General features: G+C 37.5%; 6 protein-coding genes. 3 read left to right on the top strand and 3 right to left on the bottom strand.

The genetic code is table 11. From position 1 onward, the window contains the following. Nucleotides 1-403: 403 nt before the first annotated feature. Together ASJ81_RS06565 and ASJ81_RS06560 are read right to left on the bottom strand one after the other, a co-directional pair. On the bottom strand, nucleotides 404-610 hold the full coding sequence (locus ASJ81_RS06565; protein ID WP_048106885.1) for a hypothetical protein: 207 nt from the start codon (nucleotides 608-610) through the stop codon (nucleotides 404-406). Nucleotides 611-793: 183 nt separating this feature from the next. Beyond that, nucleotides 794-1,006 carry a hypothetical protein gene (locus ASJ81_RS06560; protein WP_095643788.1) on the bottom strand — a complete coding sequence of 71 codons (213 nt, stop codon included), beginning with the start codon at nucleotides 1,004-1,006 and terminating at the stop codon, nucleotides 794-796. 384 nt (nucleotides 1,007-1,390) lie between these two features. Here ASJ81_RS06560 and ASJ81_RS06555 point away from each other — a divergent pair, with 384 nt between their 5' ends. After that, nucleotides 1,391-2,599 (top strand): hypothetical protein, encoded by a 1,209-nt coding sequence (locus tag ASJ81_RS06555; protein WP_095643787.1) that lies wholly within the window; start codon nucleotides 1,391-1,393, stop codon nucleotides 2,597-2,599. A 151-nt stretch (nucleotides 2,600-2,750) separates the two neighbouring features. Beyond that, nucleotides 2,751-3,944 carry a tetratricopeptide repeat protein gene (locus ASJ81_RS06550; protein WP_095643786.1) on the top strand — a complete coding sequence of 398 codons (1,194 nt, stop codon included), beginning with the start codon at nucleotides 2,751-2,753 and terminating at the stop codon, nucleotides 3,942-3,944. A gap of 290 nt (nucleotides 3,945-4,234) precedes the next feature. Here ASJ81_RS06550 and ASJ81_RS06545 read toward each other — a convergent pair whose 3' ends face one another. Continuing rightward, nucleotides 4,235-5,101, bottom strand: coding sequence for a CPBP family glutamic-type intramembrane protease (locus ASJ81_RS06545; RefSeq protein WP_095643785.1), 867 nt, complete (start codon nucleotides 5,099-5,101; stop codon nucleotides 4,235-4,237). Nucleotides 5,102-5,957: 856 nt separating this feature from the next. On the opposite strand from ASJ81_RS06545, the gene ASJ81_RS06540 reads away from it, so the two are divergent. After that, nucleotides 5,958-8,266 (top strand): PKD domain-containing protein (locus ASJ81_RS06540; RefSeq protein ID WP_141241606.1); only part of this gene is annotated, 2,309 nt, incomplete at its 3' end.

The following is an 8,266-nucleotide window of genomic DNA, read 5'->3' as shown; positions in this document are numbered from 1 at the left end:
ATTCTCGCGGCGCTCAAAGGAGCGCCGCTAACTATACCCTGAATAGTTACAAAATTTGATGTATAGCTAAGTAACTTAGAGCCTATCCGAAAAGTCAGTAATACATATCGAAAAGTTGCAATAGATCTAATATCCTGGCATTCGTTCCGGTTTTGCATATTGCATATTGTAAAAATTATAGCAGGTAACTACTTTTCGGATAGGCTCTTAGCTTACTATACACTCGTTTTGTCTTTTACAGATTATCTTTTACAGAATATCTTTTACAGAATATCTTTTACAGAATATCTTTTACAGAATATCTTTTACAGAATATCTTTTACAGAATATCTTTTACAGAATATCTTTTACAGATTATCCTTTCAAGGTAATCCTTTTGGGATTGCTCTCAAATTTGTTTTATTCAGGCATTGTAGGCGTCATAGAGCTGCCAGATCCATATCAGCGGCCACAATAAAAATCCAGCCCCGAAAATGTGCATTGTCCCTGTGATAATGAAGGCTATCCAGATACCTAATGCCTTGAACAGATGTCCTTTTACAAGCTGGCCCAGGCCAGGAAAGAAAAACGAAAATAAGGCTGGAATTCCGTGCGTTCTGCAATAGTTCATAGAACTTACCTTCTTTAAGTACTTAATAAGAGGATGAATATAAATTGTTTAACATAAAAAGACCTTTCCCTTCAATATAAAAATTTTTGTTTTTAAAGACTTTCTCTAAAAGTACACTTTCTAAAACGAGTTAAACATCCTCTACAAATTAACATTTATAATAAAAGTTTCTTAACCTACTTCTCATGCATTATAGGCATCGTATATTTGTGCTATCCAGACGATTATTCCAATTAAGAGCCCGATTCCGATGACGCTCATAAACAGACTGATTAGCAAAGCTGCCCAGATACCAACTGCTTTGGATACCTGTCCTTTTACAAGCTGTCCCAGACCAGGAATGAAAAAAGAGAACAACGCTGGAACTCCATGGGTTTTTTTGCAGTAAGAGTTCATATAACCACCTTTTTATTATCAATGGCAGAATAATAGATTTTTATAAAATATATTGATGGCGAATATAAATAATTTAACTTGCAGACATTCTCTTTTGAAGATTACAACATAGTTTTGGCAGTAAATTGAAAAATTCTCAAGTTGAACTCTTAAGTTGAATCCTTAGCTTTAATCTTTAAGTTCGATCCTTTCATCCAACTTCTTGAAAATATATCCCAAAATTAATAAATATATATATTATTAAACTATGAGATATATCTCAACTGCAATCCAAAAAAGAATTGACTGTGTAACTTAACTTTTTAGGTAAATTTCTGAAAAACGTTATTTTTCAACCTGCTATGTATGGTTGTTTGGTTTAATTTATAGGTACGGAGTTTGATTATGGATAAAGAGGATAGTAATAATTCAATCTGGAAACGAGTTAAGTCAATGTGGAACTCATTACCAGAACTTCTAAAATTATTAGGTACCATACTGAGTATAGCAATTGCCCTAAAAGCTCTTTTTCCTGCAGCTGCAGTAGGAATTAGCAATTTTGATGCAGGCCCGGAAACTATCGGATCCGGAGGATCATCAGTTTTGAACTGGGAAGTTTCTGGAGCTGACAATATTACAATAGAGCCTGGTATAGGACCTGTAAGTCCAAATGGGTCCACTTCTGTATCCCCTTTAGAGACTACAACCTATAAATTGATAGCGAATGGTAAAGGAAATGAAAAAGTAGCTCTCTGCACGGTCACGGTTAATAATGGGTCTCAAGAGCCTCTTCTCATCAGCTCGTTTGATGCAAGCCCTGATACCATAACACCAGGCGAGAGTGCAATCCTGAACTGGCACGTCTCAGGGGTTTCGAACGTTACCATTGAACCTGATATAGGAGTTGTAGAACCTACCGGAACATTGAATGTGTCTCCTACCGGCACTACGACATACAAACTTACAGCTTCAAACGGTGAGAAAGAAGATGCATCTTACTGTACTGTTGCAGTTGAGGAAAATGCTGCCTCCTCTGAAAACGTTTCCGCATCAAATCTTCCGTCTACAGAAGAAAGTCTGACATCTCAGGAGAGTTCATCGACTAAGGAAAATCCTACATCGGAAGATAATCAGGCTTCTAACGACAATGAGGCTTCCAAAGATAATCAGGCATCTCAGGAAAGCCAGACATCACAAAATGATTCGGTACTTCAGGAGAATCAAACATCTAAAGAAAGCCTTCCATCGATCAGCTCATTTAATGCGAATCCGGATACCATTGAGGGAGGAAAGAGCTCAAAACTTGTCTGGAGAGTTTCTGGTGCCTCGAAAGTTTCGATCAAACCCGGAATCGGAACCGTAGGTTTAACTGGCAGTCAGAGCATATCTCCCAGTAAAACCACGACATATACTCTAACAGCCACAAATGAGTTCGGAAGCACGGAGGCTACCAAAGTCGTACTCGTACAGGAGTCTTCTGCACCTTCTTCTCAAAAGACTGACTCTAACTCTAATACGTCAACTTCAACGCAAGAACAACCCTCATCGACTAATGAGACAAAACTCAATAGTTCCACCTCAGGGACTGGATCCTCCACAAATGAGACGCAGTAAAAAACTTAATCTATTATTAATCTCTAACCTGAGACAAGCATTTAACTTCGATGCGTAACTTTGAATAAAGGAACATTTCCAGTAAAAAAGAAACTTCCAAAAAAAGAAAAATTTCCGGAAAAAATCCATAAGAAAAATTCCTGCCAGAACTATGATTTGCAAAAAATCGACTTCAAACCCTTTGGAATGGGACCCACCTGCCCCTTCAACAGTTTATATCAAGATTAAAAACATACCGTACGAGACTTTCAAAGCACGGCTAAACGAGGGGCTGGTTACAACTGAACTTGACCAGATTCGGTGCCGGCTGGAAAGAAGAATCTACTGCTGTGAAGTCTGTTCCAAGCACGTTAACGGATACTGTGTTATTACAAACAGGAAAATTGAGCCAGGATGGATTTGTAAGTCCTTTGTGCCAAAAGAAGAATTCATATACCTCGATTCGAGGCCTGGTTCAGATACCTCCCCGGATTTCAGATACCTTTCAGAAACCGGACTTAGGAAAAGTTATCTTGAAGATAAAAATCCTGAAGAAAATAACCCGAAAAGTGCTGGGAGTCTCTATGAGGAAGGAGTAACTCTTTACAGGCAGGGTAGGCTCAGGCTTGCACTTGAGGCTTTTGACACTGTACTTTCTGAAAACCCCAGGCATTTTCCAGCTTTGTTTTATAAAGGAAACACCCTGCTAAAACTCAAACGCTATGAAGAAGCTCTTGATATGTTTGAAAGTGCCTCAAGGATAAATCCGGATCATCCGGGGCTCTGGACCAACACCGGGTTTGCACTGGTAAAGCTCGAGCATCTCAGGCAGGCACTTGAAGCTTTCGAGAGGTCCATTTCCCTTAACCCTGTACAGAAAAATGCCTGGGAAGGAAAGGAAGCTGTGCTTGTTCTGGTGCGTAAGTGTGAAGATAAACTGAAAGAACTTGAAAGATCTCTGGAAATGAATCCCGAGGATGCAGGTATCTGGTTTGAGAAAGGTAAGCTGCATTTAAAACTTGGAGAACTTGAAAAATCCAGAGAGGCTTTTGAAAAGGCCCTTGAAGAAAAGCCCGATAACGCAGAGGCCTGGTATCTTAGAGGAAAAATACTTTTTGAAACCGGCTCTGAAAAAGAAGCTCTGCACGCTTTTGAAAATGCAACTCGGAAGAAACCGGACTTTCCTGAAGCTTGGTATGAAAAGGGCAGGGTTTTCCTGAAGCTCGGCAATATGAAAGGAGCAGAAAATGCTTTTAAAATCGCGGCTGACTTGTGGGAAAGTAAGGGGCTCAAAGCAAACGCTGAAACCGCCCGTGAAAGGGTTAAAAGGCTGGCTCTGGAGAAAGATGAATTTTCAAGAAATTAAAAAATTAACAGAGGATTATTCGCCTTACTAATTTTTGTTTTTAGCTCTGTTAGATAAGGAACTTGAAATAATTAAAGGAACTTGAAATAGTTAAAGGAACTTGAAATAGTTAAAGGAACTTGAAATAGTTAAAGGAACTTGAAATAGTTAAAGGAACTTGAAATAGTTAAAGGAACTTGAAATAGTTTAAGGAACTTGAAATAGTTAAAGGAACTTGAAATAGTTAAAGGAACTTGAAATAGTTAAAGGAACTTGAAATAATTGAAGGAGGAAAAAACCCTTTCCTCTTTTTAATTGGGAAAACTTCTTTCCTCCTTTATTTCGCTAAACATTATTTGACTTGTCTGTTTTCTATAAGTTCTTATTCCCAATCCAATTAATAAGTAAAGAATTGAAGTAATAACTCCAATGATTGGTGAAATAAGAATTTCTTTTCCTGCTTCAATGGTGATAAAACTTACAACTAAAGGATTTATTAGCGAATCCTCCACCATGTGTAATACAATACCCGGCCAAATCGATTTCGTTATTCTATAAAGCTCAATAAACATCACCGCCCAGAATATTATTGTTATAACCATGAAAATGGTAATTGTAATTCGGCTGGCCGGTAACACTGCTTGAAGATCGGTTTCAGGTAAAAAGACGAGGAAATATGGAAGATGCCAAACTCCCCAAAGACCGCCAACAATGAGATATATTTTCCAATCATCAAAATTTAATTTTGTGAGTTGTGAAGTCAGATAACTATGTAAAGGAGCTCCATCAAAAATATTTTTAATAAAATTAAATAATAGAGTACTGGAAAACACCAAAACTAAAGGTTCTAGGTCGAATGTTGATAAGTCAATCCACTTTGTTGTAACTCCAATTATCAGAACAATTGCTGTTACGACAGGAAAAATCAAAGAAGCAATCAAGTACCATTTTATGTTTCCTTTGAAATTCGGATTGAAACCGAAATCTTTCCAGCTGCCCTTTGAGAGTATGGTAATCGAAATTGCAAACAACATAGGCAATACCAACCATATCCCCATACCAGGAGAATCACCTTTAGTTTGCTCGGAAAGGGTAGAGTCTACAAGAACACCTATCCAACCACTAAGAATAACAAGGACAATAAATACAACAGTATTGCGAATAACTTTTTTATTCATATAATTCTCCACATAGTAAATTTTAATAACTTTTATTAATAAATATTTTTAAAACTTGAACTTAATTATGTTATTCCTATATAATTAAATTGTCCAATGTGTTTAAAGTTCGTTATAGCTGCCAGTGGAAGTTCCAATATTAGTTTTTACTAACTTAAATATATATTTATTTACTTATTTATGTATTCATTTTTATTTCTTTATTTCTTTATTTCTTTATTTTTTATTTTTCTATTTCTTATTTTTTTTATTTATCTATTTGAGATAATCACGGCGTTTTTTAGTAACAATTTCTGTTTTTCCATGCTGACAGGGTTAGTACGTGATCAGGCAATTTAATGCAAATTTTCACGCTTGAGAATATATTTTTTTACAGCAGACACTTTCAAACACGTATCGACTTTTATAGTAAAATCATTAGCAACAACCACTATGATCATAGCAAACTTAAATATTTATATTAGAAAGTGGTAACGCAACTATTAAATAATACTTATCCTGTTATTATTTAGATGGGTTTACTAATTAGATTGTCCTCTCAAATCCAACTGTATGAATAATACTATGTGAATTTTTGTTAAATTAAATCTTCCAGTTAAAATAGATTTTTTGAACATTTACGAGCTCAGGTACGAGACTTATACCAGGTATACCAGGTACAATACTAAAGAATAGTGAAGAAACTATGGCAAAATAATAAGGAATTCAAGGAAAGTAAAATGGAAAAAACTCTTAGGAAATTCTAAGCTGTTTATTGAAATATACAATTTTTACACCAGAATGGAAAAAATAGGCTTCTCAACCCTGAAAATGAGGGAAAAAATTAATATTGTCTTCATTAAAGAGGTCTGACATAATGAAATTTTACAATTTTAAGACATATGTAAAATATGGCTTATTTCTTATATTAATAACTGGTCTGGTCGGCAGTGCTCATGCAGATACAAATCAACTTGTGTATTATAACTGGTCTGAAGATACCGGAAATACTATAGTTGACAATTCAGGACACGGAAATAATGGTGTAAATAATGGCAGTACAACCTTTATTCTGCCAACCGGACAAATAGCAAGACAATTTAACGGACAAAGCCGGATAACAATACCTAATAATGAAGAGCTGGCATTTACTGACCCGCATATAACGTTTGGGGTTTTTTTCCGTTATGATTCAAGCAATCCGGCTCGTAATACATACCTGGTTTCCAAAGGAAATACTGCATTCAGAATCAGCATTGACCATACGAATTCTCTGCTTACATATGAAGTTTATGCAGATGGACAGAACATTCACGGCTCAGGTTCAACTAGCATACAGCCTGATACGGATTATGAAGCTATTGTGACATACGATGGTTCTCACGCTCAACTTTACATTAACGGACTTGCTAATGGAGAAGGTGTGAATTATACGGCTGCAGCTTTAGGCCCGAGCTATATAACGGAAAATTGGACGATAGGCTCATCCTCTGACACTGCATATGGGCTAAACGGGGCAATATATGCTTTTTATTTATATAATAGGACATTGAGTTCACCCGAAATTTTAAATTTATATGAGAGTGATCTCCGCAGTGTAAAGAATTTAAGCAAATGTGGAGGCATTGCTTTATCCTGGGACGATTCAGGGCATATTCAATCGTGTTATGAATACTTGTCGATTTTCCAGAAATATAATGCTAAGTGTACTATAAACGTAAATAATGTAAGTAATCGAAGGCAAGCTGAAATTGAATTAAAAGAACTCAATGCATTGCATTCGGCTGGTTGGGAAATAGCTTTGCATGGGAATAATCATGTAGATTCAGTTCAATTTCTAAACGGCAATACTTCTGAAGTATGGTTAAACCAGGAAATATTTCCGAATATCGTTGAAATTACCCGTTATGGTTACCCGGTTTGTACCTTCGCATATCCTTACTCAAGTAGAAATTCAGTTTCCGATGCAGCAGTAGCTCCATACTTCCAAACACTCCGAACGAGAACTCCCACGATAATAAATGGAAACATAAATGAAACAACCCTGGCTTATTACAACTGGGACGATACTCAACTTCTGTATGGTGTGGAAATCGATGACCAGTCAATTGGTGCCAGTCTACCGTCTATCGAGTATGGTATCGATCGTGCAATAAAGACTGGGAGCGTACTTGTGTTATTCGGGCATGCAATTACTCCAAATGTTACAGGGCCATACCAGACTTCGACGTCAAGACTTGACTCAATTTTAAACTATACCTATCAGAATGGTGGAACCTTTTATCTCATGGGAGAGCTTGGGAATTCGTCCTGGAAACAGGTACCCAGATTTTCCAAAGTAACTGCAAATTTCACGGTTTCCCAAAATAATCTATTTGCCGGGGAAAACGTGACATTTGTGGATCACAGCACCAATCAGGCTAATGAACTACTTGACTTTGGTGACAATTCGCCTGCGAGCAGTACTGCAAATGTTGTTCACACATATGCAAAATCAGGAGTTTATAAGGTTAACCTAACAGTAGCAAATGAAATTTCGAGCGATTCAATGGTTCAAACGATTAAGGTTATCCAGGCGACACCTCCATCTGCTGATTTCACCAGTAATTGTACAGAAGGATCTCGGCCGCTAAATATAGCGTTTAAGGACATATCAACCGGACTTCCAGATTCCTGGTCCTGGAATTTCGGGGACGGAAATACCTCAGCAGACAAAAATCCGGTACATGTATACTCAAGTGATGGAGTTTACACTGTTACGTTGAAAGTGACGAATAGCAAAGGATCAAATTCTACTCAAAAAATTAATTACATAGCAGTATCGACAAAACCTCCGTTATCTAGTTTCTATTCCAATATAACGAGTGGAAATATCCCGTTGACCGTTCTGTTCACTGACACCAGTACCGGGTCTCCGGCTTCATGGAACTGGAACTTTGGAGATGGAACGAATTCGACTGAGCAGAACCCGATGCATACTTATTTTTCAGCAGGAACTTATGATGTCACCCTTGTAGTGAGTAACGCCGATGGGAGCACTTCAAAAACAGCTGCAATAACAGCATGTGAAAACGGGGATCCAAACAGCGGAAGCGATGGTTCAAGTGAAGAAAGCAACCACAACAGCGGCGGTGGCGGTAGCAGTGGTGGCGGTGGAGGCGGTGGAGGCGGTGGAGGCGGTGGTTC

The sequence above is a fragment of the Methanosarcina spelaei genome (assembly GCF_002287235.1).
Taxonomy (GTDB): Archaea; Halobacteriota; Methanosarcinia; order Methanosarcinales; family Methanosarcinaceae; genus Methanosarcina; species Methanosarcina spelaei.
The sequence above is the reverse complement of the archived record's forward strand: the minus strand, read 5'-3'. Positions and strand labels throughout refer to the sequence as shown.

Coding starts and splice junctions, on each gene's coding strand:
- ASJ81_RS06555 (WP_095643787.1), top strand. CDS start 1,391: ATGGATAAAGAGGATAGTAATAATTCAATCTGGAAACGAGTTAAGTCA.
- ASJ81_RS06550 (WP_095643786.1), top strand. CDS start 2,751: ATGATTTGCAAAAAATCGACTTCAAACCCTTTGGAATGGGACCCACCT.
- ASJ81_RS06560 (WP_095643788.1), bottom strand. CDS start 1,006: ATGAACTCTTACTGCAAAAAAACCCATGGAGTTCCAGCGTTGTTCTCT.
- ASJ81_RS06545 (WP_095643785.1), bottom strand. CDS start 5,101: ATGAATAAAAAAGTTATTCGCAATACTGTTGTATTTATTGTCCTTGTT.
- ASJ81_RS06565 (WP_048106885.1), bottom strand. CDS start 610: ATGAACTATTGCAGAACGCACGGAATTCCAGCCTTATTTTCGTTTTTC.